This window comes from Pusillimonas sp., from assembly GCF_035515275.1.
Lineage (GTDB): Bacteria > Pseudomonadota > Gammaproteobacteria > Burkholderiales > Burkholderiaceae_B > Pusillimonas.
In genome coordinates this window covers 16,043-40,723 of the sequence record NZ_DATJBQ010000061.1, presented here as the reverse complement: position 1 = coordinate 40,723, position 24,681 = coordinate 16,043, and the positions used below count along the sequence as shown (strand labels likewise).

At 60.0% G+C, this 24,681-nt stretch carries 22 protein-coding genes; 8 read left to right on the top strand and 14 right to left on the bottom strand.

Features of this window, described 5'->3' with window-relative positions; translation table 11 throughout:
* Window positions 1–4 precede the first annotated feature (4 nt).
* Window positions 5–778, top strand: a complete 774-nt coding sequence (locus tag VL003_RS04375; RefSeq protein WP_325439950.1) for a BPSS1780 family membrane protein — start codon at window positions 5–7, stop codon at window positions 776–778.
* Here VL003_RS04375 and VL003_RS04370 read toward each other — a convergent pair.
* The 3 genes from VL003_RS04370 to VL003_RS04360 form a co-directional block, all read right to left on the bottom strand.
* Entirely contained in the window at window positions 775–1,626 is an 852-nt protein-coding gene (locus VL003_RS04370) for a PHP domain-containing protein (RefSeq protein ID WP_325439948.1), read from the bottom strand. The two genes, VL003_RS04375 and VL003_RS04370, sit on opposite strands and share 4 nt — an antisense overlap.
* Before the next feature lie 76 nt (window positions 1,627–1,702).
* A complete protein-coding gene (locus VL003_RS04365) occupies window positions 1,703–2,632 on the bottom strand; it encodes an alpha/beta fold hydrolase (protein ID WP_325439946.1) in 930 nt (309 codons plus the stop codon).
* A 144-nt stretch (window positions 2,633–2,776) separates the two neighbouring features.
* The gene (locus tag VL003_RS04360) at window positions 2,777–5,260 is read right to left on the bottom strand and encodes a DNA internalization-related competence protein ComEC/Rec2 (protein WP_325439944.1); all 2,484 of its coding nucleotides are present in this window, start codon (window positions 5,258–5,260) and stop codon (window positions 2,777–2,779) included.
* Between the two features lie 217 nt (window positions 5,261–5,477).
* Here VL003_RS04360 and VL003_RS04355 point away from each other — a divergent pair, with 217 nt between their 5' ends.
* On the top strand, window positions 5,478–6,734 hold the full coding sequence (locus VL003_RS04355; protein WP_325439942.1) for a flavin-dependent oxidoreductase: 1,257 nt from the start codon (window positions 5,478–5,480) through the stop codon (window positions 6,732–6,734).
* 12 nt (window positions 6,735–6,746) lie between these two features.
* Here the strand turns inward: VL003_RS04355 and VL003_RS04350 are convergent, their stop codons facing one another.
* Genes VL003_RS04350 through VL003_RS04340 form a run of 3 tightly spaced genes read right to left on the bottom strand, consistent with a single transcriptional unit; the run spans window position 6,747 to window position 9,590 of the window.
* Entirely contained in the window at window positions 6,747–7,565 is an 819-nt protein-coding gene (locus VL003_RS04350) for a TatD family hydrolase (RefSeq protein ID WP_325439940.1), read from the bottom strand.
* A 38-nt stretch (window positions 7,566–7,603) separates the two neighbouring features.
* Window positions 7,604–8,326, bottom strand: coding sequence for an ABC transporter ATP-binding protein (locus VL003_RS04345; RefSeq protein WP_325439938.1), 723 nt, complete (start codon window positions 8,324–8,326; stop codon window positions 7,604–7,606).
* On the bottom strand, window positions 8,319–9,590 hold the full coding sequence (locus VL003_RS04340; RefSeq protein WP_325439936.1) for a lipoprotein-releasing ABC transporter permease subunit: 1,272 nt from the start codon (window positions 9,588–9,590) through the stop codon (window positions 8,319–8,321). Before VL003_RS04340 ends, VL003_RS04345 begins: the two co-directional genes overlap by 8 nt.
* A 49-nt stretch (window positions 9,591–9,639) precedes the next feature.
* Here VL003_RS04340 and VL003_RS04335 point away from each other — a divergent pair, with 49 nt between their 5' ends.
* From VL003_RS04335 to lon, 4 genes are all read left to right on the top strand, one after another.
* Complete coding sequence (locus VL003_RS04335; RefSeq protein WP_325439934.1) at window positions 9,640–10,584, top strand: hypothetical protein; 945 nt, start codon at window positions 9,640–9,642, stop codon at window positions 10,582–10,584.
* Complete coding sequence (gene recJ / locus VL003_RS04330; RefSeq protein ID WP_325439966.1) at window positions 10,566–12,272, top strand: single-stranded-DNA-specific exonuclease RecJ; 1,707 nt, start codon at window positions 10,566–10,568, stop codon at window positions 12,270–12,272. The genes VL003_RS04335 and recJ overlap by 19 nt, the downstream gene beginning before the upstream one ends.
* Window positions 12,273–12,364: 92 nt before the next feature.
* Entirely contained in the window at window positions 12,365–12,766 is a 402-nt protein-coding gene (locus VL003_RS04325; protein ID WP_325439932.1) for an Hsp20/alpha crystallin family protein, read from the top strand.
* A 19-nt stretch (window positions 12,767–12,785) separates the two neighbouring features.
* The gene (lon, locus tag VL003_RS04320) at window positions 12,786–15,203 is read left to right on the top strand and encodes an endopeptidase La (RefSeq protein WP_325439930.1); all 2,418 of its coding nucleotides are present in this window, start codon (window positions 12,786–12,788) and stop codon (window positions 15,201–15,203) included.
* Window positions 15,204–15,859: 656 nt separating this feature from the next.
* On the opposite strand, the gene VL003_RS04315 is transcribed toward lon, so the two are convergent.
* The 4 genes from VL003_RS04315 to VL003_RS04300 form a co-directional block, all read right to left on the bottom strand.
* Window positions 15,860–16,801: a 3-hydroxyacyl-CoA dehydrogenase NAD-binding domain-containing protein gene (locus tag VL003_RS04315; protein ID WP_325439928.1), complete on the bottom strand. Its 942-nt coding sequence runs from the start codon at window positions 16,799–16,801 to the stop codon at window positions 15,860–15,862.
* A gap of 42 nt (window positions 16,802–16,843) precedes the next feature.
* Window positions 16,844–17,767 carry a shikimate kinase gene (locus VL003_RS04310; RefSeq protein WP_325439926.1) on the bottom strand — a complete coding sequence of 308 codons (924 nt, stop codon included), beginning with the start codon at window positions 17,765–17,767 and terminating at the stop codon, window positions 16,844–16,846.
* 3 nt (window positions 17,768–17,770) lie between these two features.
* A complete protein-coding gene (locus tag VL003_RS04305; protein WP_325439924.1) occupies window positions 17,771–19,612 on the bottom strand; it encodes a feruloyl-CoA synthase in 1,842 nt (613 codons plus the stop codon).
* Between the two features lie 193 nt (window positions 19,613–19,805).
* A complete protein-coding gene (locus tag VL003_RS04300; protein ID WP_325439923.1) occupies window positions 19,806–20,675 on the bottom strand; it encodes a ferritin-like domain-containing protein in 870 nt (289 codons plus the stop codon).
* Window positions 20,676–20,829: 154 nt separating this feature from the next.
* On the opposite strand from VL003_RS04300, the gene VL003_RS04295 reads away from it, so the two are divergent.
* Together VL003_RS04295 and infA are read left to right on the top strand one after the other, a co-directional pair.
* Window positions 20,830–21,369, top strand: coding sequence for a hemerythrin domain-containing protein (locus tag VL003_RS04295; protein ID WP_325439921.1), 540 nt, complete (start codon window positions 20,830–20,832; stop codon window positions 21,367–21,369).
* A gap of 406 nt (window positions 21,370–21,775) precedes the next feature.
* Window positions 21,776–22,033, top strand: coding sequence for a translation initiation factor IF-1 (gene infA / locus VL003_RS04290; RefSeq protein WP_325439919.1), 258 nt, complete (start codon window positions 21,776–21,778; stop codon window positions 22,031–22,033).
* A gap of 4 nt (window positions 22,034–22,037) precedes the next feature.
* Here infA and VL003_RS04285 read toward each other — a convergent pair whose 3' ends face one another.
* Genes VL003_RS04285 through VL003_RS04270 form a run of 4 tightly spaced genes read right to left on the bottom strand, consistent with a single transcriptional unit; the run spans window position 22,038 to window position 24,675 of the window.
* A complete protein-coding gene (locus VL003_RS04285; protein ID WP_325439917.1) occupies window positions 22,038–22,565 on the bottom strand; it encodes a SixA phosphatase family protein in 528 nt (175 codons plus the stop codon).
* Window positions 22,566–22,588: 23 nt separating this feature from the next.
* On the bottom strand, window positions 22,589–23,113 hold the full coding sequence (thpR, locus tag VL003_RS04280) for an RNA 2',3'-cyclic phosphodiesterase (RefSeq protein WP_325439915.1): 525 nt from the start codon (window positions 23,111–23,113) through the stop codon (window positions 22,589–22,591).
* Window positions 23,114–23,129: 16 nt separating this feature from the next.
* A complete protein-coding gene (locus VL003_RS04275; RefSeq protein ID WP_325439913.1) occupies window positions 23,130–23,954 on the bottom strand; it encodes a type 2 periplasmic-binding domain-containing protein in 825 nt (274 codons plus the stop codon).
* On the bottom strand, window positions 23,947–24,675 hold the full coding sequence (locus VL003_RS04270) for an ABC transporter permease (RefSeq protein ID WP_414708240.1): 729 nt from the start codon (window positions 24,673–24,675) through the stop codon (window positions 23,947–23,949). Before VL003_RS04270 ends, VL003_RS04275 begins: the two co-directional genes overlap by 8 nt.
* Window positions 24,676–24,681: the final 6 nt, after the last annotated feature.

Here is a 24,681-nt window from a genome sequence, read left to right as displayed (position 1 = left end):
CACCATGCAAGCTGCCACACTGCCGTTTCGTTCGGGTTGGACCTGGATACAAGAGGGAGCGCAGATATTCAAGCGCCAGCCTCTTGCCATGTTCTTCTGGGGCCTGGCGACCAGCCTCTTCATCACCATCGCTTCGGCCATACCCATACTCGGCCAAATGGCGCTGATCGCGGCAACGCCCACCCTTACCTTCATTACCTTGTGCGCCTGCCGAAACATCTCTGAAGGGCGCTGGATGCTGCCGGGCATGTGGCTGGCGCCTCTACGCGACAAAAACGTGCGGCGGCGCCTGTTCAGGCTGGGCTTGGCGTATCTGGCTTGCTGCATGGTTGCGGGCTTTGCCTCGACCCTGCCCTTTCTGGGCGAGCTTTCGGCCGCAGTAGGCGACGGCACCAACGTCGACCAGGCCGTCCTGCTCGACGCGATGGTGCGCCCCCTGATCACCTTCGCGACATTGTATGTATTGATCTCGGCCCTGTTCTGGCATGCCCCGGCGCTTACGGGCTGGCACGGCATCAAGCTGACACAAGCACTGTTCTATTCCATGGTGGCCTGCTGGCGCAACAAGTGGCCATTTCTGCTGTATGGCCTAAGTTGGGGTGCCATTTTTGTGGCGGTACAGTTCAGCGGCAGCATGCTGGGCACATTAGGCCTGCCGGTGGATGTAGTGCAGTTCGTGCTGATGCCCGTCAATATTATTGTGGCCGCCATTCTTTACTGCAGCTTCTACCCTACCTACATGAGCGTTTTCGGCAGCAATTACGCGCAGGCCGCCTAAACCCAGTCGTGCCATACAGGCTTCAGGCCTGAAGGCAGTGCGGGCAACGCCCCGAGATCAAGCTGGCTTTCGCCGGGCGCATGAAAATCCGACCCCCGCGAAGCCAGAAACCCATAGTGCTGAGCCACTTTGGCGTACTTGCGACATTGCTCGGGCTGGTGGCTGCCGGTAACCACCTCTATGCCTTCGCCACCCATCTGGCGAAAAGCGTCGAAAAAGGCATCGGCCTGGGTGGCGTCAAAAATATAGCGGCCGGGGTGGGCAATGACGGCACGCCCCCCCGCCGCCACAATCCACCCTACGGCTTCTTCAAGTCTTGACCAGTGCACCCGCACGTTTCCGGCGCGTTTGTCGCCCAAATAACGGTCGAACACCTCTTGCATGGTAGAGCAATAACCCTGCTCAACCAGGTAACGGGCAAAATGCGTGCGGCTGACCAATTGGGGGTTGGCCGCATGACGTAAAGCCCCTTCGTAACTGCCCTGGACCCCCATGGCCTCAAGCCTCTCGGCTAGCTTTCTGGCGCGACTGACCCGCTCATCGCGTATCGCTTGCAGACCTGTCTGCAGCGCTTCGTTCTCGGCGTCGACGTTGAGCCCCACGATATGCACCGTACGATTAGCCCAGGTAGACGAAATCTCTACACCCGGAATAAACGGCAAATCAATGGTACGACACACCTCGCGAGCCTCGGCCAAACCGGAGAGCTCGTCGTGGTCGGTAAGCGACCATAGTTGCACGCCATTTTGCCCGGCTCGTTGCGCAAGTTCAGCCGGGGTCAGCACCCCATCGGAAAGCAGGGAATGGCAATGCAGGTCGGCGTTGAGTAGATGAGAAGTGCGAGTCATTAAACCCATTGTAGCGACCGCAACCGGCTTGTCGGCGTCTTCACTAACAATGGCGTCAACCCACCCAGGCGCCGACTTAGTCAGAACCACATAAAAACTGCACGATGGGGCCGATCTGTTCGTCGGTCAGCAAAGTTGGGGCGTGGCCGACGCCCGAAAACTCAAGCAATTGGGCATGCTTGTTTCGCTTGATCATTTCATGAGCGGTTTCTTGGGTCAGCACATCTGATTCCCGGCCCCGCAGCACCTGCACAGGTGAATCGATGGAATCGTAAGCAGCCCACAGAAGAAGTTCGGCAGACTGCAGCGTTTGCGTGTCCTTCAGGCCCAGCGGCTGGGCCAGCCGCGTGTCATAGTGCTTGGCCCAACGGCCGTCGTCTTGTTGCAGGAAGACGTCGCGCGTAAGGCGCCGCCACTGAGCCAGAGAATGCGGCCCAAAACCGGCCGACACAGATTGTACGTAGGTCACCGCGTCGTCGAAGGTGTCGAAGAACACCTCCCGGCCCACATATTCGGCAATGCGCGTTAAACCTTGGGCGTTCAGGCGCGGGCCCACATCGTTAAGCACCATTTTTCCCAATCTCACGGCGCTCTGTGCCGGCAAGCCGTACCTGCCCCGCTGCGGCCTTCGCGCGGCCGAGGCCGCCAGCGCGCCGGCCAGACCCAGGCCCACAAGCCCCCCCATCGAGGTGCCCAGCCAGTCGACCTGTTGCACGTTCAACCGCGCAATCAATGTCAGCATGTCAGAAATATATTGCGGCACGGTGTAGAACGCAGGGTCAACCAGCCAGTCAGAGCGTCCTCGGCCAACCACATCGGGGCAGACCACCCGGTAACGGGCCGCAAGCCTTTGGGCCAGTTCGTCAAAATCGCGTCCGCAGCGAGTGAGGCCGTGTACGCAAACCAGCACCCTGTCGTTATGTGGATCGCCCCACTCCCAATAAACCATGCGGTGCACGCCGCCCGGGCTGGCACACACTACATATTCAAGTCGCGGTTCAATCATGACAAACCTAGGTTGAAGATTAGGGCTGTCGCTCCCCAGTAAGAACCGACAGAAAGTTCACAAAAATGGTAACCCTTTTGCTGGCCGAGTGCTCAGTTGAGTGCAACTTGCGTGCTGTCCGTGTCATTGGGCAAGTCGTGTGTTTCAGCGGTTCGTCCAATGCCTGCGCCGAACCTCACGGTGTGGTGTGGCCTCCAGCCCCACGGCACGCGACCGCAGCGAGATCGCCCCATGCAGATCCGTACGCCAGAAAATCGCGCCCGCCCTTTGCCAGCGCCGCTCCACCGTCGGATGCGGATGGCCATAGCGATTCCAACGGCCTACCTGTGCAATCACATGGGCAGGTTTGGTATGCCGCAGGAACTCATCGCCCGAAGAGCTGCGTGACCCATGATGAGCAGCGGTGACCACATCTATCGGCCCAAGCCCGCGCCGCACCAGCTCGTTTTCCTGGGCTGTGGCAATGTCTCCGGTAAGCAGCGCCGAGTGGTACCGGCCTTGTATGCGCAGCACGCAACTATTCGCGTTGCGCTGCTTTGACTGATTGTGCGAGCCTTGCGAGCTGAAGCCGTCCAATGGCCAGATGAACTCGAACGTGACCCCATCGACCTTCCACGCGACGCCGGCTTCGCAGCGCGACAATACCTGCGGCATGGGCGGTAGCTGGCTGGGTACGCCAAGCAGCGTGGCCTCGCGCCGCAGATACGCCAGCGCATCGAACGAGCTATACGACTGCCCCACCGGCCTGGCCTCCAGAATACTGCGCAACCCACCGGCATGATCAATGTCGGCATGAGACACAACCAACACATCAATATTCCTGGCTCCCAGCGCGCGCAACAGCGGCACGATGCTGCGCGAAGCCACATCCGAAGTCGGGCCATGCCGCACCCCCGTGTCGAATAGTAAGACGCGCGTGGATGTCATGACCAGTACCGCCGTGCCCTGGCCGACATCCACCGCCACCATATCCCAACCACCCTGCGGCGGTCGCTCTGGTCGCCATAACAATGCCGGCAACACCAGCAGCCACCCAGCGTTGCGCACGGGCAGGCCACGGGGCACCAGCGCCACGCCCATACCCGCCAGCGCCAGCAAGAGCGTCCACGCCGGCGCAGCGGCGGCATCCAGGCTGGCTGCGCTCTGCGACGCCAGCCAACGCGTGGGCCACATCATGAGTTCAAGCGTTTCATGAGTCAGCCCGGACAGCAGCCGCGCCAACCACTCCAGGCCCGACACCATGGAAACCGCCGCCAGGATCAGAGATAAGGGTGTCACCACCAGACTGATCACCGGAATGGCATAAGCGTTGGCGATGGGCGACACAACGGAAACCTCGTTGAACAGCATGGCCAGCACCGGCATCAAGCCGACCGTCACAATCAATTGCAGATAACAGGCCGCCTTCAACCCTGCTGCCAGCCGCCCATGCAGCGGCAAGGCCTGGCCCTGGACGGCGCTGCCCATCCATTTACCGCTAAGCAGCAGCACCGCCACCGCCCCAAAGGACAGCCAGAACCCGCTCGCCATCAAGGCCCATGGATCCAGAAGAACGACTGCGGCACCCGCCATCAGCAATATTCTCGATGGCCCCAAGGGCAAACGGCATAGATGCGCCCCGGCCGCCACGCACAGCATCAGGAAGGTGCGACGGGCCGGCACGCCCCAGCCCGCCAACAGGCAGTACAGCCAGGCGACCGCCAACGCAACAAGACAAGCAGCGACCTGCGCGGGAACCCGCTCGGCCAGCGGCCGGCCGCGCCAGGCCAGGCGTTTCCAGAGCCATAGAGTGAGCAAGCCGCCCATCGCGGCGATCATGGTGATGTGGCTGCCGCTGATGGATACCAAGTGGGTTATGGATGTGCGATTGAACACTGTCCAGTCCTCAGGCGGCACGCCGGCCTGGTCGCCGATTGCCAAAGCCAGCAGTACCGCCCCATAGCGCTTTCCCTCCAGGTAAGGCCTGGTGGCCTGACGAACCCGATGACGGGCGCGTTCGGCGACAATGGGCAGGCTCGCCCACGGTTGATCGTGCAAATAGCTGGGCGTGCCGCGCACACTGCCCACGGCGCGCGGCCCTTGCGCAAACACATGCCCCTCGTAGTCAAAGCCATGGGGGTTGCTGGCTCCGTGCGGCCGGCGAAGGTTCAGCGACATGCGCCACACCTGGCCCGGAACCAGCTCGGGAAAAGAGTCATCCTGCTTCGTGGGCAGGCCATAAGGCCCCGCATACGTGGCTGCCTGCCACGAAACCAGGATGTGGCGCGGAATGCCGGGCGGACGCGACTCCAGCACCTCGGCTTCAAATCGGCGGCTGCCAGGCTGTTCACGCGGCAAGGTGGCAATGCGCAACACAACGCGCGAAACCTTGTCCTCATCATGCTCGGACAGCGCATCTGCCAGGCGCTGCGCTGTTTGGAACGAGGTCAAGGCCATGCCCAACGCAAAAGCCCAAAGGGGCGCTAGCAGGCAAATGCTGCGCGGCGAGCAGAGTAAAGGTCTGTGGCGCCGGCCGGAGTTTCGTCCATGTCGAATCAAACCGGCCCGCACAAGCGGCATCGAGACGGATATTGCAAGCAGTATTGCGGCTGAAACAAACCATTCGACAGGCCGGGGCAAGCGCGGCATGACATGCACCATTGCTGCGCCTGCCAGACCGGCCAACAAACTTAAACGCCCCACCATGGGTTTCGTCCAAATGGGCCATGCTAGTTTGAACGCTGCCGCCTGGGGGGGCCGGCCGGACAATGCGGTCACATCGACTATTACTCAGGGCCGCCATCAGACACCGTGCCTCGAATCCTTCCGTTTGTTATTATTTCGCCCAAATTCGAGGAGAACCATTTTGAAAGTCATTATCGTTGGCGCAGGCATCGGCGGCCTGACCCTGGCACTGATGCTGCACAAACGAGGCATTGAATGCCAGGTTTTTGAAAGCGTGCGTGAGCTCAGGCCGCTGGGCGTGGGCATCAACCTGCTGCCTCATGCCGCCGGCGAACTGCAGCAGCTCGACATGCTCGAAACACTGCAAGCCAATTCCGTGGCAACTTCGGCCCTGCACTATTACAACCGCTTCGGGCAGAACATCTGGAAGGAGGCCCGGGGGCTGGACGCCGGTTACCCCGTACCCCAGCTCTCTATTCATCGCGGGCAGCTGCAGCTGCTTCTGGCCGACGCGGTACGTCAGCGGCTGGGTGCGGACGCAGTACGCACCGGCATGGCCTTTGAATCGCTCACGCAGGGGCCTGACGGCATAACCGCCCGATTCCGCGAGCGCGCGAATGCAGATGCCCCGCACGAACTGCGGTGCGATGTGCTGATCGGCGCCGATGGCATTCACTCGGCCGTGCGCAAGGGCTTTTACCCCGAACGCGACGAATTCCGTTTCTCGGGTCGGATCTTGTGGCGTGCGGTGACCTATACGCAGCCATTTCTCGATGGGCGCACCATGTTCATGGCAGGCCATCAAGACCAGAAGTTCGTTGCTTACCCTATTGTGGACACCGCTGCCCCGCAGGGCACGGTGGCCATCAACTGGATCGCCGAACTGAGCGTGCCGTCGGGCGGGCGCGATGACACGGACTGGAACCGGGTGGTGGACAAGGCCGCGTTTGCCGACAAGTTTCAAAGCTGGAAATGGCCCTGGATCGACATTCCGGCGCTGATCGACGGCGCGCAGGCCATTTATGAATTCCCGCTGGTCGACAAAGACCCACTGCCGCGCTGGACGCATGGCAACGCCACATTGCTTGGCGACGCTGCCCATCCGCTTTACCCGATCGGTTCGAACGGCTCGGCTCAGGCGATACTGGATGCGCGTTGCCTGGCCGACCGGCTTCAGGAGGTCACTCAAAACCGGCATCGCAATATTGAAGCCGCGCTTAAAGAATACGAGGCCCAGCGGCTGCCGGCCACCACCGGCATTATCTTGCGCAATCGGCTCAATGGTCCTGAACAGGTCATGCAGTTGGCGCATGAACGGGCCCCTGAAGGCTTTGCACATATCAACGATGTCATCCCCCAGGAAGAACTCGAGGACATTGCAATGCGCTACAAGCGCGTGGCAGGTTTTGACCCTTCTTCGCTGAAGCCTCGGGCTTGAGCGGTTAAGGTCTTAGGGGCGCAGACCGGCCTGCGCCCTTGCTCCCAGGCGCGGTAAGACCCGTAGAGTATTACTGCCGGTTTGAGCCTTGACCTGATCCGGTGTCAGGCCACGAAGCTCGGCCAACACCGCTGCCACGCCTGCGACACACGCTGGCTCGTTGCGGCTGCCGCTTTCAAGCCAGGCGGGCGGTATGTCGGGTGCGTCGGTTTCCAGCACGATAGCCTCAACCGGCAATTGTGTGGCCAGACGACGAATCTGCAACGCCCGCGGGAAGGTCATGGCGCCCCCAAAGCCCAGCACAAAGCCCTGGTCAATAAATTGCTGTGCCTGCTGAAAGCTGCCATTGAAGGCATGGGCGATGCCGCCAATGCGTGGCCTTCTACGCAACTGCTTGAGCAGCTCGTCTTGCGAGCGGCGCACATGCACGATAACCGGCAGGCCGAACTCAATCGCAAGGTCCAACTGGGCGGTGTAAAAATAGTTTTGTCGCTCGCGCATTTCGGGCGTTTTGAGCTCGGGAACAAAAAAATCCAGGCCGATCTCGCCTATGCCGACAAAGCGCGGGTCATCAAGCGACGCCTTGACCTGCTCGGCCAGGGCATTCAGGTCGTCGTTGACGGCAGTGGGCACGCAGATGGGGTGTATTCCCAGAGCATAAGCGCCCCCCGCAAACGTGTGGGCCAGGTCTTTTACTTTTTGGAAGTTGGCGCGAGCGACCGCCGGAATCACGATTGCATCCACACCGGCCTTGACCGCTCGTTCGATCACAACCTGTCGGTCGGGACTGAATTCGCGTGCATCAAGATGGCAGTGCGTGTCGATGAGCATAAGGCCTTGGTGGGGTCGTTTGGCTTATTAAGCCCGGCTCATTCACGAACGGGGGCCGCCTCGGTATCGACCAGCGAGCCGTCGTCCATGAACAACTGGCGGTCGGCCAGCATGGCCAGGGCCGGGTCATGAGTGACAATGGCAAATGCCGTACCCGACTCTTTGTTCATGCGCACCAGCAGTTCGAACATGGACTGGGCCGTATGCCGATCGAGATTGCCGGTGGGTTCGTCGGCCAACACGCAGGCGGGCCGTGTAACCAGGGCCCGCGCCAGGGCGACGCGCTGGCGTTCTCCGCCCGACAGCTGACCCGGATAATGCGCCATGCGGTGGCTTAACCCCACCTGTTCAAGCATGACCGCCGCCTGTTCACGAGCGGCTTCACGGCGTTCTCGACGCACGATCAGCGGCATGGCCACATTATCCAGCGCCGAGAACTCGGACAACAAATGATGAAACTGATACACAAAACCGAGGCTGCGGTTGCGCAACTGACTGCGACGCGCCTCAGACATGCCGTCGGACGAAATTCCGTCCACCCAGACCTTGCCTGAGCTGGGCTGGTCGAGCAGGCCCAGCAAATGCAGCATGGTGCTCTTACCCGAGCCCGAGGCGCCCACCACAGCCACCATTTCGCCCCGCGCAACGTGCAGGCTGACACCGCGCAGCACGTCCACCCGCTGGCCGCCTTCTTCGTAGTACTTGACCAGGTCGCGGGCGAGCAAAACGTGATCGCTGGAAACGGAAACGGTATCAGTCATGACGAAGCACCTGCGCAGGCTGCAGGCGCGACGCACGCCAGCTTGGGTAAATAGTGGCCAATAACGACAACACCAAAGAAGTAATGGTAACGATCAAGATATCGCTTGCCTGTGGGTTGGAGGGCAGCTCGCTGATGAAATAAATTTGCTGCGGCAAAAACTGTATGCCCAGTACGCGCTCGATAAAAGGCACGATGACATCAATGTTGTACGCCACCAGCATGCCCAGCCCTACCCCGGCCAAGGTGCCTATAACGCCGATCAAAGCGCCCTGAACCAGGAAAATACGGCCTATTTCGTGTGGCGTGGCGCCCAAGGTGCGAAGAATGGCAATGTCCGACTGCTTGTCTTTTACGGCCATCACCAAAGACGACAGCAGATTAAAGGCAGCCACAGCCACGATCAGCGCCAGAATCAGGAACATCATGCGCTTTTCAGTTTGAACGGCGGCAAACCAGGTTCGGTTGTTTTCGGTCCAGTCCCGTACGCGGGCGTAGGGCGGCACCATGCTGCGCAGCTCTTGAGCCACTTGGGGCGCACGTTGCATGTCGTCGATGCGCAACCGTACACCGCTGGTGCCGTTGTCGCGAAACACACGCGCGGCGTCCTGTTCATTCACAAAAGCCATCGAGGCGTCATATTCGTAATAGCCCGAAGAAAATATGCCCCGAACCGTGAACTGGCGCATGCGCGGCGTAAAGCCCGCCGGCGACACCGACCCCTGCGGCGCCAGCACCAGCAAGGTGTCGCCCGGGCGCACGCCCAGGGCATCAGCCAGATGCAGGCCCAGCACGATCGCGAACGAACCTGGCTCCAGCACATTCAGATCGGCATCGGTCATTTGTTCGGCAATCTCCGACACGCGGGTTTCGTGCTGCGGGTCTATGCCGCGCAGTTGCACCCCGCTAAGTTGCTGCCCCCGCACCAGCATGGCCTGTGCCCCGACAAAAGGAGCCGCCGCCTTTACCGCCGGGTGGCGTTGCGCCTGTCCGGCAAGGTCTTCCCAGTGCTCAAGCACCTGCAAGGGCGGCGCGCCGGGCACAAACAGCTCGATATGCGGCAACACCGACAACATACGGTCGCGCACTTGTGTCTGGAAACCGTTCATGACCGACAGCACGATGATCAGGGCGGCAACGCCCAGGGCAATGCCGGCCATCGACGTACCTGCAATGAACGAAACGAAACGATCGCGCCGACCGCCGCGCCGAGCCCCACGGGCCACACCGGCGTAACGTGCACCTATCCAAAATTCATAAGACATTATTGCAAGCCACCATTCCCGTTCTGGGTATAAACACTACAATTCACGCATGCACATAGTACTTCCTGGCGCCCTGCCCGACACCGAGGCCGCGCGCGCCCTTGTCAGCCACCTTCCCCAAGCTGCGCCCACATTCGTGACCTGGCTCTCGAGGGCGCGAGCCACGCTACAAGCGATCGACTCCACTGTCTCGGGCTGTACCGCCTACGAGCAATGGCAGCTGGAACGGGCTGGATTCCGCCCCGAACCACAACAAAATCTGGCTGCAGGGCTGGGCCCTTTATGGGCGATCACAAGCAAACCCGCTGCAGACAGGCCCATATGGTTGGCCGAACTGGTTCACATGGCCCCCACGCAAACCAGCACGGCCATGCTGGTCGCCCAAGATCTTCACATTACGCCAGAGCAGAGTTTAGCCTTGTTCGAATCGGCGCAAACGCTGTTTGAGGGAACCGGATTCCATCTTCATGCCAACGACGAGCACCGCTGGCGGGTCGAAATGACCGATGAATGCCGATTTTTGTGTGCCAGCCCTGCCCTGGTGGCGTCCACCGCGGTCAACGACTGGTGGCTGAAGCAGGCACCCGCACGCCCGTGGCGGCGACTTCTGAACGAATTGCAAATGCTGTGGTTCGACCATCCGGTCAACCTTGCACGACAGGGGCAAGGCTTGCCCCCCATCAACGGCATATGGCTGTTCGGCGGGGCTAGACCCGAGCAATTGAAGGCGGCCTCGCCTGCCGTCGAAACGCGCGTATACGAAACACTGCACCCGCCGTTCATGGCTCAGGACTGGGCCGGCTGGCTGGGCGCGCTCGCCGAGCTGGAAGCGCAGGTGTTTGCGCCACTTGCTCTGCAAGACATACAGCCCACATTGGTGCTGACCGGCCGTGCGCACCTGGTCAGTCTTGAACCCAAAGCAATGGCCCGCTGGACACAATGGCTGCCCGGCAGCCGAACCGATTGGAGTAAATGGTGGTCGTACCGAAATTAAGCATCCGCCCCGGCAACCCGCTTGCCGCCCAGGTACTGGAGGCAGCGGGCATTCATCCCTTGTTATGCCGCCTTTGGGCGGCCCGGGGCGTGACGGCACCCGATGAGACCGTACTTAAATGGAACGCCCTGATCCCCCCGGCTCAACTGACTCACGTTGACGCCGCAGCAGCCGTATTGGCGGACGCCATTCAGGCCGGACAAAAACTATTGATCGTCGCCGACTACGATTGCGACGGCGCCACGGCCTGCGCGGTGGGCCTGCGTGCCTTGCGCGCAATGGGTGCAAAAGCAGAGTTTCTGGTACCCAACCGCTTTGAAACCGGTTATGGTCTTTCGCCCGAGGTGGTGCAGTTGGCCCTGGAACACCCTGCCGGCAAGCCCGATATGCTCATCACCGTCGACAACGGCATTGCCAGCGTCGACGGCGTCGAAGCTGCCAATCAGGCGGGCATGCAGGTGGTCATTACCGATCACCACCTGCCCGGGCCGACGTTGCCCGCTGCGAGGGCCATCGTCAACCCCAACCAGCCTAATTGTGGCTTTCCCTCAAAGAACCTGGCGGGCGTGGGCGTTATTTTTTACTTGATGTTGGCATTGCGCGCAGAACTACGGCGCCGGGGCGTTTATGCGCCCGACGGCGGGCCGCGACTGGACCAACTGGCCGATCTCGTGGCCCTGGGCACCGTGGCCGACGTTGTCAAGCTGGACAGCAACAATCGACTGCTTGTTACTCAAGGTCTGCAAAAAATCCGCAGCGGGCGCATGCAGGCCGGCTTACGCGCCCTGTTTGCCGTGGCCGGGCGCGAGCCCCGCCAGGCCTCCACCTTTGATCTGGGCTTCGCATTGGGGCCGCGCATCAACGCGGCCGGCCGCCTGGCCGACATGAGTCTGGGCATCGAGTGCCTGACCACCGACGACGAAGGCCATTCGCTGAAACTGGCCCGCGAGCTGGATGAAATGAATCAGCAACGGCGCAGCATTGAATCGACCATGCGCGAAGAGGCAATGCAGGCCGTAGCGCAGGGCCAACCCACTATCGGCGCCAGCGTGTGCGTGTATCACCCCGACTGGCATCAGGGGGTGGTAGGCCTGGTGGCGTCGCGCCTGAAAGAAACCTATTGGCGCCCCACCCTGGCCTTTGCCCGTTCCGGCCCCGGCGAACTTCGGGGCTCGGGGCGCTCGATTCCCGATGTGCATTTGCGCGACGCGCTCGACCTGGTGTCAAAGCAACATCCTGGTGCAATACTTAAGTTCGGCGGTCACGCAATGGCTGCGGGCCTGACCCTGCGCGAAGACGCCTACACCGCCTTCTTGCAAAGTTTCGACCAGGCCGTACGCCAACTTGCCGGCCGCGACAGCTTCGATCCCATTATCGAAACCGACGGTTCACTTGAAACCGGCTATGCCAACGCGCAGGTGGCCGGCATGCTTAACGAGCAAGTCTGGGGCGCGGGGTTTCCCCCGCCGGTATTTCGCGATGTGTTCCAGGTTCGCCAGCAACGACTGCTGAAAGAAAAACACCTCAAGCTCAGCCTCGAACGCGGCCACCAGCGTTTTGATGCGATCTGGTTCAATCACAGCGAACTGCTGCCAGAGTACGTTGATGTGGCCTACCGACTTGAACAAAACGTCTGGAACGGCATGATCAGCGCCCAGCTTATTGTCGAGCACGCCGCCCCGGCCTGAGTCTTGCTTCCCTGGGTGCACGCAAAGCCAATTTGCAGGCCGGCGCGAATTGCTTCTATAGTTACTCAACTGCCGTTCACGGGGAACAAAACATGACCTATCGCAAATCGCCCGGCCTAATGTGGATGGAGGCAATGAGCATGCTGGATCAGGCCGACCGCCTGCATCGCCAGTTTTTTCAGCTCAGTCGCAGCAAAGCGCACGGCCCCATCTGGGAACCCCCTGCCGACATCTTCGAAACCGCCGACCATATTTCCGTGCTGGTTGCGCTGCCGGGCGTTACCTCGGATCGCCTTGAGGTCATGATCGACAGCGGCACACTGGTGGTCATTGGCGCCCGCCCCATGCCTGTCCCGGCAGCGGCTCATATACGCCGTATTGAAATCCCTTACGGTCGATTCGAGCGCCGCATCGAGCTACCTCCCGGGCAATTCGAGATCCAGGAATCATCGCTCGCCAACGGTTGCCTGGTGCTTACTTTGCGCAAGCTATAGCCACTCGAAGGGGATTCCCATGGATAAGAACACACCCGACCAGCCTGTTCGCGGCGTCTCCGCCGAAGCACAAGAACCCGATGCCGACACCCAGGTGTCGCTTGATCTTCCAGACGACGCACTTATCATCATTCCCGTGCGCAACCTCGTGCTGTTCCCGCAAATGGTGGTGCCTGTCGGCATCGGCCGCGAAAGCTCCATCAAGGCCGCCCAGGACGCCGCTCGCGCCGGTCGCCAGGTTGGCATCGTGCTTCAACGCGACGCCGAAACCGAGGAACCGCTCGGCATCGACCTGCACCGGGTTGGAACCCTGGCCAGCATATTGCGCTATGTCACGACACCTGATGGCTCCCACCATCTGATTTGCCAGGGCGAGCAACGCTTTGTCGTCAAAGAATACCTGCCCGACCACCCCTATCTGGTGGCGCGGGTGCAGCTCTTCGAGGAACCCGAACAGACTTCCTCCGAAATCGAGGCGCGCATGCTTCAACTTAAAACGCGCACCTCTGAAATTCTTCGCCTGCTGCCCCAAGCGCCCGCCGAACTGGCCAACACGGCGGCGGCCATTAACTCGCCGGCTGTGCTGGCCGACTTTGTCTCGGGTCTGATGGATATCAAACCCTCCGAGAAACAAGACATCCTCGAAACCTTCGACCTGCTTCCGCGCCTGGACAAGGTGTTGGGATTTCTGGTTCATTTTGCCGAGGTGCTGCGCATCAGTCGCGACATCGACCAGCAAACCAAAGAACGCTTCGAAGACCGTCAGCGCGAGGTGCTGCTGCGCGAACAGCTTAAAACCATTCAGAATGAGTTGGGCGAAGCCGAGGGTAATGCAGCCGAAATCGCCGAGATCGAAGCGGCCATCGTCAAGGCCGAAATGCCCGAAGAGGTGGAAAAGACCGCGCGTAAAGAACTGCGTCGTCTGCAGAACATGCCCGACGCCTCGGCCGAATATTCCTCCTTGCGGACTTATCTGGACTGGCTCACCGAATTGCCCTGGAACGTGGAAACCGAAGAGCGCATCGACATTGCACAGGCACGCGAGATTCTCGACGCCGACCATTACGGTCTTGAAAAGATCAAGCGGCGCATTCTTGAATACTTGGCGGTGCGCAAGCTCAACCCCCACGGCCGCAGTCCCATCCTGTGCTTTGTGGGGCCTCCGGGTGTGGGCAAGACCTCGCTGGGCCAGAGCGTTGCCAAGGCAACGGGGCGAAAGTTCACACGTCTGGGGCTGGGCGGGGTGCACGACGAAGCCGAAATCCGCGGCCACCGCCGCACCTACATCGGCGCCCTGCCGGGAAACATCATTCAGGCAGTGCACAAGGCCGGCGCGCGCAACTGCGTGATGATGCTCGACGAAGTCGACAAGCTCGGCCGCGGCAGCGCACAGGGCGACCCGGCCGCTGCACTGCTCGAGGTGCTTGACCCAGAGCAAAACGCGGCGTTTCGCGACAACTATCTGGCCGTTCCGTTCGACCTGTCGAAAGTATTGTTCATCACCACGGCCAACGTGCTTGACACCATTCCCGGCCCGCTGCGCGACCGCATGGAAATCATCCAGCTACTGGGCTATACCGAAACCGAGAAAATGCAGATCGCCCAGCGCTACCTGGTTCAGCGCCAGCTCGAAGCCAACGGCCTTACCAAGGAGCAATGCGAGCTGACCGACGAAGCGCTGCGCGCTATCATCCACTCGTACACGCGTGAAGCGGGCGTACGCAATCTTGAACGCGAAATCGGCAGCGTGTTTCGCCACGTGGCCATGCAGGTGGCCGAAGGCAAGGTGCAGCACGTACGGGTCGAGCAAGGCGACCTGCATGCCATTCTTGGCCCTGAAAAGCACGAAAGCGAATTGGCCATGCGCACCAGCCTGGCTGGTGTCGCCACCGGCCTTGCCTGGACTCCTGTAGGCGGCGACATTCTCTTCATTGAAGCCAGCCGCTCACCCGGTAGCGGCCGTCTGATCCTCACAGGTCAACTTGGCGATGTCATGAAAGAAAGCGCTCAGGCGGCCCTGACCCTGCTTAAATCAAAGGCGGCCAAGCTCCAGATCTCCTCCGAGCTCTTCGACAAGCACGACATCCACGTACACGTCCCGGCAGGCGCCATTCCCAAAGACGGGCCCAGTGCTGGGGTGGCAATGTTCGTCGCCCTGGCGTCGCTGCTCACCGACCGTCCGGTGCGCTACGACCATGCCATGACCGGCGAAATCAGCTTGCGCGGGCTGGTGTTGCCTGTGGGAGGTATCAAAGAGAAAGTGCTGGCCGCGTTGCAAGCAGGCATCCGCACGGTGCTCTTGCCGGCTCGAAACGAAAAGGACCTGGAAGACATTTCCGAAGAAGCCCGCACGCAATTGCGGTTTGTGTTCCTGGAGAACGTCGAACAGGCGCTGGATGTTGTGCTGGAAGAAGCAGCTGTTCAGGCGGAGGGTTGACGTTACCCAGTCCGGTTACGTTGCTTGATTGGTCGGTCTTGGCTCTTCTGCAGCGCAAGAATTTGGCCCGGGTGCTTACACCGTTCACTTGCATTTGTTAGAGTTTGGCCCGGGTGCTTAAGCCGCTGTCAGCGCGGTGGGGTATTGATTGGGCGGAGCTCTGCGGTCCGGCTTCGCCAGACTACCCGCGTTTTCAGCCTTTGCGCGGGCGTCGGCAGAACTCGCCCTTTAGCCGCTGCGCGGCTACGGAGCTCGGACAGGCTGCCGCCGCCCCCCCCCGCACAAAGGCTGAAAACGCGGCGTGAGCAACGCCCAATCAATACCCCACCGCGCCGACAGCTCATGTATGGGTGTGGCGAAATCAGACTCCCCCCACACGACATCGGAGTTCCTGTGATGTGGGGGTGTCTATTTTCGGGCGTTGGCGCGAGAGCCAGGCGCACGCGAAGGGAGCCCGAAGGGGCGGACGAGCGGGACAGGCGGGCCGAAGGCCGAGTGCCTCCGCCCGAAAATAGACACCCCCACAGCGCAGGAACGGCTTAAAAACCAGCAGCCTCACCCATGAAGCATGTTCAAATCAAAAGAACCTACAACGCTGCATGCGAAGTAACGCAATTCGAAAGAATAAGTTATACCTAACACGAAGCAAGAACGATTCAAGGCAGCTTCCCAGACTCCCGCTTAGCCGCGATCAGATCCAGCAGCAATCTATCCCGCTCCGGCACAAACTTCGCCTCGTCATTGCCGGCCAGCACCTCGCGAACCTGCTCGGCCACCTTGCGCTTAAGCTCAGGCGTCATGGAAGGCGACCCCAGGTCCTTCCACCAGTCTTCAATCGGCCCGCCCAAATGATCAAGCAAGTGCTCGATACCGCCCTGCCCGCCCGACAAATGCAGATTCATGAAAGGCCCCAGAAGCGCCCAGCGCAGACCCGGCCCGTGAGCAATGGCCACATCGATATCGTGTACCGTTGCCACACCCTGGTCGACCAGATTGAACGCCTCTCGCCACAAAGCCGCCTGAAGCCGGTTGGCGATATGCCCCTTGACCTCTTTACGCGGATGAATCGGACGTTTGCCGATGGATGCATAAAAATCCATCGTGAACTTCAGCACCTCTTCGGACGTTTGCTCACCGCCAATGACTTCGACCAAAGGAACAAGATGCGGCGGATTGAACGGATGTCCCAGCACCACCCGCTGCGGATGGCGGCACGCGGACTGAACCTTGCTGATCAGCAGGCCCGACGAGCTCGATGCGAGAACAATGTTGGGTGCCAGCGCGGCGTCCATGCGCTGGAACAGTTCGATCTTAAGCGCCTCGTTCTCGGGCCCGTTTTCTTGCACGAAATCCGCCTCTTTCAGCGCATCTTCCAACTCGGCAAAAAAACGCAGGCGGTCTTGAGAGGCACCCGGGCGCAAGCCCATGTGCTCCATGCTTGGCCACAGCCGCGCCACCGTTTCCCGCAGGCGCTGCTCGGCGCCAGGCGAAGGGTCAGTGGCGTCGACATCGAGACCTTGCGCCAAAAAATAGGCAGTCCAACTGGCGCCGATTACGCCGGTACCCACTACCGCTACGCGTTGTACTTCTTGCTGCATGCTTTACTCCTGTTTGGGCGTCGCAACGCCGAGCCTGCGACCTCAGGCGCAAAGCGCCTGAATCTGTCCTGGCAGTCTGAAAGATTGTTGTTGAACAAGCCTGCCGAGCTCGTCGACCAGTTCGTTTACACCGCGATGCGTGGTGTCGATGCCGGCCTGGGCCAGTCCATAGAGCTTGCGCCGCGCTTCGAGGGCACCAACGATATTGGCCATGGCTTCTTCTTGCAGCTCGGGGGTGGCGATGCGGGCATCGTGCTGCGCCATGACTCGCCGAAAATGCTCTTGTGGTTCGGCGTGCAGCCAAACACAAAAAAACGAGTGCAACAACAGCTCGTAGGTGGCCGGCTCAACCACGATTCCGCCGCCCGTTGCCAAAACCACTTCTGGATACCGGGCAATGATGCGATCAAGACAGCGCTTTTCAAGCTGACGAAAACCCGCCTGGCCATAGATGGAAAAAATCAGGTCCAGCGCCACGCCGGCTTCTTTCTCAACTTCGTGGTTCAGCTCGACAAACGGCAAGCGCAGGCGCTGTGCGAGCAGCGGCCCCAACGTAGATTTGCCTGCACCGCGCAAGCCGACCAAGGCAATACGCCGCGGTGCGCGTTGCTCGGTGCCCGTTGCATCCGATTCCAGCAACGACTTGCGGATTTCGCGCAGGCGGCCGGGCGTCTGGCGTTTTAAAAGCTCGACGATCAGGGCGTAGTCAGCCCCGTAGCGGTCATCGTCGGCCAGCATGCTTTCGGCCGACAAATGCAATGCCCCGGCCAGCTTGCTAAGCACGGCCAGCGAGATATTGCCGTCGCCCCGCTCTACCCTGGACAAATACGGCAAAGATACACCCGCCTCGCGCGCAAGCTGCTTCATAGACATGGCGCGCGCCGCGCGCGCGGCGCGAATGCGTTGCGCTACGCGTTGTTGTAGATCGTCGGGCGCCTCGATGGCAAGCCGCTCGTCGTGACTCATGATTTACAGCCGAATGATCCGCGGATCGCTATCGGTGCCGTAGAGCTTCTCGACCAACTCGACGCGAGCCTTTAGCACGGCGGATTGATTGATATAACCCTTATCGGTGATTTCGCCGGCATCAACCGAAGGCGGCGTGTTCAGAAGCACGGCCCTGTCGGCAAAGGTGGAGCTGCCCGTACCGGCCGCGCGCAAGGCCTTCAGGCCCTTGACGATATGTTCGACCACGGCTGGGTGCGTGGTGACCTGCTCGAGCGGTGCGTCGTCTGGCAAGCCGGCCAGCTTGCGGCAGGCGGCGACGTTTGGAAAAATAAGAAAACCGACCGAATCGCGGTCGTGGCCGGTAACCACAATATCCTGTACGGCGGGCGCCAGCACTTCAATGCCCTTGACTCGCAATGCGCCCACGCTTACCCAGGTGGCAGTAGTCAGTTTGAAGTCTTCGGAAACCCGCCCGTCGAACATCAGGCCGGCCGAAGGGTTGGCCGGGTCGGCAAACTTGGCTGCATCGCCAATACGGTAAAAGCCTTCTTCGTCGAACGCCTTCACGGTTTCTTCGGCTTGCTTGAAATACCCCGGCGTAATGTTGGGCCCCTTGACCCGAACCTCGAGCTTGTCGCCGCTTGGTACCAGCTTGATCGACACGCCGGGCACCGGTAGACCAATAACGCCTGAGCGGTCGGCCTGATAATGGCAATCGGTGGCCAGGGGCGACGTTTCAGTAGAGCCCCAGGCGGTAACCATGGGCACCGCATAACCCAGCTCTTGCTTTGAGAGCTCGATCAGGCCGTCCCACAAATGCTGGGGCAAGGCTGCCGCCGCATAAAAAATAACCTGCAGGTTCGAGAAGAACTTGCGGCGCAGCTCGGCGTCGCTCCGCAACGCCGGCAACAGCATGTCAAAGGCGCGAGGCACGTTCAGATAAAGAGTGGGCGCCACGTCACGCAGATTTTGCACCGATTGATCAAACATGCCGGGCAGCGGCTTGCCGCTATCGAGGTAAAGCGTGCCGCCGTTAACCAGAATGATGTTGAAGTTATGATTGCCGCCAAAGGTGTGGTTCCAGGGAAGCCAGTCGAGCAGCACGGGCGGGTGTTCGCGCAAGAACGGCCAAAGTTGCAGTTTGGCCTGTTGGCTGGCGCACATCATGCGCTGTGTATTGATGACACCCTTGGGGTAACCGGTCGACCCTGACGTAAACAGGATTTTGGCGATGGTGTCGGGCCCTACCTGCTCGAATGCCGCTTGTACGGCTGCATCGTCGCCACCGGCCAGCAGCTCGGAAAAGCGCAAGGCGTCGGCAGGGTTTGGGTCGGTATCTGAGACGATGAAGCGAGCCGTGTGCAGCCCTTCTATAGACTTGATCGCCGGCAGATAACGTTCGGATCCGCCGACGTAGATGAACTCGGGCTCGAGCCGCTGGATCAGGTTCTTGAGCTTGGCGTGATCTTTGGAAACCAGGGAATACGCCGGCGATATCGCCGTATACGGAATACCCACATGCATGCATGCCAACATGATCAAGCCGTGTTCGACTCCGTTGTCCGTCATGACACAGACCGGGTGATCGGGGCGTTTGTGATGCCGCAGCAACCAACCGGCGATCTGCCTGACTTTGGTCAGTGCCTGGCCGTAAGTGACGCCCTGCCATTGGCCGTCGGGGCCGCGCTCGAGCAAAAAACTGGCATTGGGCGTTTCGCGGCCCCAGTGCTCAAGGAACTCGCCGATGCAGCGTGCGTAAGGCTCCAGCGGCATGGGGTTTTCGAGCACCATGGCGCCGTCGGTGCGGATTTCTACCTTGACGGCCGGTTCGGCAAACAAACGAGCGCCTGTGATCTCGGGCATATTCACTGCTGTCTCCATCTAATGTGTGCGAGCCGCACATGCGTGACGCGACGGTATCGCAGCGGGACCTTCCCGCCTTAGTTGGAAATACTATAAGCAATTAATTTTGCCGAGACAATTTATAGTTAACCCCTAGTTGGCCCCTGCTCAGCCCGAAACAAGCCCGCCAATTTGCCTGGCACAATGGATGGAATCAGCGCAGCAGCCAGGTGGCGGCCCGCGACAAGGGCCCTTCGATGACCTGATTGACGCGAGGCGGCAAGCCAAGCGGGCGCAAGACCATCTTGGCCGCCATGTTCACCGGGTAATGTCGCTTAACCGCCTGCCCCAGCCCGCTGACCACCGCCTGGAATGCCTGTTTGTCGGCTTGACGGTCGGCGCCGGGGTGCTTGTGGGCGTAGACATGCCAAAGGGCGACATCGGCATCCGAGTTGCGGGCTTCGACCACACGGCGCCTGATTGCGCCCAGCACACGCCAGCGACTGGGGGTCTCGCTTTGGTGATACAGCTTGAAGTACTGATAAAAATGTTTGTAATGGCCGACTTCTTCGGCGCGAATGCGGGCTGCTATGCCCGACAGCACCGGCTCGGAAGAATGCCGGCTAAGCGCGGTATAAAACGTAGCGGTACCCGTTTCGACAACGCAACGAGCCACCATTTCCAGCCCCTTGCTTGGCTCGAATTCGTCGATGGTGCACATGGCCGAGTACTCGTTGAAGAAATCATCGTAGGCCGCCTGCCAGTTGAATTCGGGCCAGACATGCTGCACGTAGTCGCGCAACGCATATCCGTGACGCATTTCTTCGTGTTGCCAGTGCTGTTGCAGCCATTGCACCACCTGATCGTCGCCTTCGAAGTGCTGGATCAGGTTGCTGGTGTAAAGGTCAGAGGCAATTTCAACGAAAGATGCCGCGGTGACCAGGTAAAACAAATCTTCGCGGTCACGAACCTGGTTTACGTCGATCTGTTCGAATGGAATTTGATCCAGCCCCCATTCAGGAGCAGTTACGGTGGACTCTTGCATCATTGAAGCTCTGGATTGAGTGGGTTGCCATTTAGCCATAAAAGCAGCGCTTGCTTGCGGGTCAACAACTAGATCAATACCGGCAAGAGTAACGCCGACCGCCTCTACATGATTGTCAACATGTAAAGGCGCTATGGTATAGGATAAGACCATTACACGCTGGCTGGCCAATCCATCCCACCGGAGTCTTGTCATGGCTGAATCGTTCCCTGGTTTCAACGCACCCACCGCCGGGTTTGACCAACCCCTTGAAATGCTCTCGGGTTGTCACGACAAGCTTCGCCAGCGCTGTGAAACCCTGGGCCGCTTGCCCCGGCATATCGCCCAATACGGCGCCGACGAACAGGCTCGCGGCGCCGCCCAGAACATACTGCGCTACTTCGACGGCCCTGCGCTGCATCACCATGCCGACGAAGAAAACGACCTGTTTCCAGCGCTGCTTGAATCGGTGGCCGGCTCGGATGCCGTTTGCCTGAACGAGCTCTTCGAACGGCTAAGTGCCGAGCATCGCAGCCTCGAGAACCATTGGCAACGGTTGCGGCCGCTACTGCGGGAGATTTCCCAGGGCCAACCGGCCGATCTGCCCATCACGCTGGTGCAAGCGTTTATAAACGGCTACGCAGCGCACCTGCATTGCGAAGACAACGAACTGCTTCCCACTGCCCGACGCATGCTTGGCAACGCTGCGCTAGCGCACATCGGAGCCGCCATGCACCAGCGCAGAAACCCCTAAAAACATGTTTAGCCCACCGCTCAAATCTTAATCCTTGACCTGCTGCGCCGACTGAATTACAATTTTTAGTTGAATAAACGCCTGTTTAAATATAAACAAGTTATATAGCGGCAAGTTATAAGGGCTATGCGGGCTTAGTTTTGCCCGGTACTTCTCAAACCGAACCTGAATACGTTCGGCATTATCTCCACACAGAACCCGTCAATAGGTTCCTGCCGCGAAATACCGCTAGGCCATCGCCGGGCGGTTCTCGGGCGCAGTTCTTACCCGCAAGAAGCGGCCTTGGTGTATGCCACGCCAATATTCCGCATTGTTTTAATCCATTTCCGCCACACGCGGCCACTGCAACATGGCAGCCTGCACCACCCGTGTGGGCGCGCTTGTGTTACCTACAGGAGAATCAAATATGGCAAAAGAAGAACTACTTGAAATGAGCGGCGCAGTCACTGAAGTGCTTCCCGATTCGCGCTTTCGTGTCGTGCTCGACAACGGCCACCCTGTCATTGCCTACACCGGCGGCAAAATGCGCAAGCACCATATCCGCATTCTGGCCGGCGATAAAGTCACCCTCGAAATGTCTCCGTACGACCTAAGCAAAGGTCGGATCACCTTCCGCCATTTGCCCAACCGCCCCGCGTACACCCCCGCACGCAAGCGTCACTAAAACGTCAGTCCGGCTGGTTTGCCGGCGTGGCAAAGCGTTCGAGCGCTCCGCCATGCTCGGCGATGTCGGCCCAGTTATCCGCTTCAAAATCAATGACCGCCAGCGAGCCCGGCGGAAAGTCGTTGCTGAGCCTTGCAAAAGCATTACGATCGGCCCGGCCGATAAGTTGCAGGGCAAGGCGATGCATGCCGGGGTTGTGGCCCACGACGATCACGCTTTCGTGCTGAGCAGCCGTGGCGCGAATCGCGGTCAGAATATCCTGCGGGCTAGACTCATAAATACGTTTCTCGTAAAGGGCCGGCACCAGCTTGGGCAGCGCTTTTTGCGCCAGTTCCCAGGTGCTGCGAGTACGAATCGAGGTCGACACCACCGCCATGTGGGGCAGCAACCCCGCTTGGGCCATATATGCGCCCATGGCAGTTGCATCGTCTCGCCCCCGATCGCTAAGCGGGCGCTCGTGATCTGGGACCCCCGCAGGTCGATCAGCTTCCGCATGCCGCAAAAGAAAAAGACGACGGCTCGGTGCGGACATGGGTTTTCCTTTGGCAAAAGCCATTACCCTACCTCAGGCTCAAGGTTGCGGCAAGACAGCACTCGATAACGGGGCACGGCATCGCCACCCACCGATTCGGCCAAGGCAAAACGCGTGGCTCGCCAAATAATAGGTTCAAACGACGCCTGGGGCATGGGCGTCTTGCGCGCCAGCGTAACATGCGGCACAAACCCGCCTTCGCGCCGAAAGTTCAAGGGGCGTAATGCAGCCATGTCGAGCAGTCGGTTACGCAGCTCGGGCAGGCTGGCCGGAACCTGACTGGTACCGGCCCACACCACCTTTTGGCGCTCGAACTGCCCATACTTATCCAGGGTCAGATCGATGGCACTGAACTGGATTTCGTCAACAACGCTTAGCAAAGCCGGCAAGGAAGCAGTAGGCTGCACTCCCAAAAACGCCAGGGTCAGGTGAAGATCGCGTGCGTGGCTTTTGCGCCCGCCTTCAAGCGGTGCCTGAAGGTGAACAAGCTGCCGGGCCACGTTGTCGTCGGGCCATAAAGCGAAGAAAAGACGTCCGGTGGTAGGCATACGTGCAACGAAGGGGTCAGTGGCAATCGGGCACAGTCTGATCCAGATAAACCTCGAACGCAATATCGCGGGCCATATCCGCCACCAGTTTGTTCAGGTAGTTTTCCTTTTTCCATTGGTCCGCGGCCTGCTGCACAGCTGCCACCAGAGCCTGATTATCGGCTGGAATCATCAAATATTGTTGGGTCGTTTCATTCAGAACAAGCCTGGCCGAAAACTTCTGCCATTCCGGGAAACGCAGCAGCGCGTTGAGCATCGTGTCGTCGTGTACTGCCGCATCGCACTCGCCGATCCGCAGGGCAAGCAAAGAATCGGCCGGCGCCCGGTAAACCCGCTCGACTGCACCGTAACGCTGCGCAATGCGGCCCCTATAACGTCCATCTTCTGAAAAACAAACAGTTCGACCTTTGAGCCCGCTCCAGCTTTTAATATCAGTATCGGTACGCATAACGGCCATCGGCCGCGTTTCGTGCCCTGTGGCGATGGCCGTCCACCCGTCATCCGCTGCCTGTACCTGGTCGCTTGCGAGCTCGGCCACAGCAATGTCGACCAGGCCGGGCGGCACCGAAGCCGATGTGGCATTTGATTGAATCAATCTCGGTACGCGGCCCAGCGTTTTGCCCAGGTCGGTAATCAGTAAGGACGTTGTTCGCTCTGGCGTACGCACCTTGGCCCCGCCAACAAACGGGGGCGGCACGTATGCGACGCCCACCCTAAGCAGCGCGTTGGTATCGACGCTCGCCGGCTGAGACTGCGCCGTAAGTGCCTGCTGCGAAAACCCCAATACCAAAGCTAGTATCGCGGCAGCGATTCGAGTGTGCAGTGCTTGTGCCCTAGACATATTGGTAACGCAACAGCTTGCGCTTCAGATTCTCCAGCAACACTTGGTCGATAAGGGTTGCCAGAATGGCAATGGTAAGAATATTGGCCATGACGCCCGTCATGTCGGCGGTTTCACCCGCGTAGGCCAGCGAACGACCTAGCCCCTGGCCGAACCCGATCAACATTTCGGCCGAGATCAGTGCTCGCCAGGCATTGCCAAACGCCAACTGTGCACCGGTAATCAGTTCGGGCATCACTGCGGGCAAATAAACGCGCTTGATCATGCCCCAACGCGAAGCACCCATGACACGAGCGGCCGACACATGCACCTTGAGCACGCTTTCGGTGGCGTTCATGACCGACAGTGCAGCCGGGAAAAAAGCCGCCAAGGCAATGACCACAATGATGGGCACATTTCCGAAACCCATCAGAATCAGAAACAGGGGCACCCACGCGATAGAGGGTATGGACTGCAAGATGATAATGGCCGATTTGAGGACTTCCCGAAAGAAGTACAGCACACCACCCAGTAAACCGAGCCCGACCCCGAACAGCAGCGCAAAGCCGTAGCCCAGACCCAAGCGGGTCAGACTGCCCGACAGCACCTGGCGAAACTCGCCTGTTTGAATGTCGGCCCATAAACGGGCCATCACGGTGGGTACACCCGGCATAAGAAAATCGGGCAGCATCCAGGCGGCGGTTTGCCAGATCAGCAAAATGAAGGCGATGGCCACCGTCATGGCGGC

Coding starts and splice junctions, on each gene's coding strand:
- VL003_RS04375 (WP_325439950.1), top strand. CDS start 5: ATGCAAGCTGCCACACTGCCGTTTCGTTCGGGTTGGACCTGGATACAA.
- VL003_RS04370 (WP_325439948.1), bottom strand. CDS start 1,626: ATGACTCGCACTTCTCATCTACTCAACGCCGACCTGCATTGCCATTCC.
- VL003_RS04365 (WP_325439946.1), bottom strand. CDS start 2,632: ATGATTGAACCGCGACTTGAATATGTAGTGTGTGCCAGCCCGGGCGGC.
- VL003_RS04360 (WP_325439944.1), bottom strand. CDS start 5,260: ATGCCGCGCTTGCCCCGGCCTGTCGAATGGTTTGTTTCAGCCGCAATA.
- VL003_RS04350 (WP_325439940.1), bottom strand. CDS start 7,565: ATGCTCATCGACACGCACTGCCATCTTGATGCACGCGAATTCAGTCCC.
- VL003_RS04345 (WP_325439938.1), bottom strand. CDS start 8,326: ATGACTGATACCGTTTCCGTTTCCAGCGATCACGTTTTGCTCGCCCGC.
- VL003_RS04340 (WP_325439936.1), bottom strand. CDS start 9,590: ATGTCTTATGAATTTTGGATAGGTGCACGTTACGCCGGTGTGGCCCGT.
- VL003_RS04335 (WP_325439934.1), top strand. CDS start 9,640: ATGCACATAGTACTTCCTGGCGCCCTGCCCGACACCGAGGCCGCGCGC.
- VL003_RS04325 (WP_325439932.1), top strand. CDS start 12,365: ATGACCTATCGCAAATCGCCCGGCCTAATGTGGATGGAGGCAATGAGC.
- lon (WP_325439930.1), top strand. CDS start 12,786: ATGGATAAGAACACACCCGACCAGCCTGTTCGCGGCGTCTCCGCCGAA.
- VL003_RS04315 (WP_325439928.1), bottom strand. CDS start 16,801: ATGCAGCAAGAAGTACAACGCGTAGCGGTAGTGGGTACCGGCGTAATC.
- VL003_RS04310 (WP_325439926.1), bottom strand. CDS start 17,767: ATGAGTCACGACGAGCGGCTTGCCATCGAGGCGCCCGACGATCTACAA.
- VL003_RS04305 (WP_325439924.1), bottom strand. CDS start 19,612: ATGCCCGAGATCACAGGCGCTCGTTTGTTTGCCGAACCGGCCGTCAAG.
- VL003_RS04300 (WP_325439923.1), bottom strand. CDS start 20,675: ATGGCTAAATGGCAACCCACTCAATCCAGAGCTTCAATGATGCAAGAG.
- VL003_RS04295 (WP_325439921.1), top strand. CDS start 20,830: ATGGCTGAATCGTTCCCTGGTTTCAACGCACCCACCGCCGGGTTTGAC.
- infA (WP_325439919.1), top strand. CDS start 21,776: ATGGCAAAAGAAGAACTACTTGAAATGAGCGGCGCAGTCACTGAAGTG.
- VL003_RS04285 (WP_325439917.1), bottom strand. CDS start 22,565: ATGTCCGCACCGAGCCGTCGTCTTTTTCTTTTGCGGCATGCGGAAGCT.
- thpR (WP_325439915.1), bottom strand. CDS start 23,113: ATGCCTACCACCGGACGTCTTTTCTTCGCTTTATGGCCCGACGACAAC.
- VL003_RS04275 (WP_325439913.1), bottom strand. CDS start 23,954: ATGTCTAGGGCACAAGCACTGCACACTCGAATCGCTGCCGCGATACTA.
- VL003_RS04270 (WP_414708240.1), bottom strand. CDS start 24,675: ATGACGGTGGCCATCGCCTTCATTTTGCTGATCTGGCAAACCGCCGCC.